The following is a 333-nucleotide window of genomic DNA, read 5'->3' as shown; positions in this document are numbered from 1 at the left end:
CGGCGGGTGAGACGGGTGGCCTGTGCGTCGAGAGCGCCGTATGTGACGTGTTCGTCCCCGTAGAGGAGGGCGGTCGCCTCGGGCGTACGGGCCGCCTGCGCCTCGAAGATCCGGTCGACGCGGCCGGGCGGCGCGGCGGGCCGCGCCGCGCCCGGTGCGGGGAGCCGCCGGCGGCGCTCCTCGTCGGTGAGGCGGTCGACGGCGCCGAGGGCCTGGTCGGGGTCGTGGGCGAGCGCGGTGAGCAGGACCGACAGCCGCCGGGCGAGCAGTTCGACGGTGGCGTGGTCGTAGAGGTCGGAGGCGTAGCCGAGCGTCCAGACCAGCCCGGCGGGG

At 77.5% G+C, this 333-nt stretch carries 1 protein-coding gene; it reads right to left on the bottom strand.

Annotated elements, in window-relative coordinates; all coding sequences use genetic code 11:
- Positions 1-333 (bottom strand): hypothetical protein (locus tag PUR26_RS01995; protein ID WP_329868535.1); only part of this gene is annotated, 333 nt, incomplete at both ends.

The sequence above is a fragment of the Streptomyces sp. SP18CS02 genome (genome assembly GCF_036322365.1).
Classification (GTDB): domain Bacteria; phylum Actinomycetota; class Actinomycetes; order Streptomycetales; family Streptomycetaceae; genus Streptomyces.
The sequence above is the reverse complement of the archived record's forward strand: the minus strand, read 5'-3'. Positions and strand labels throughout refer to the sequence as shown.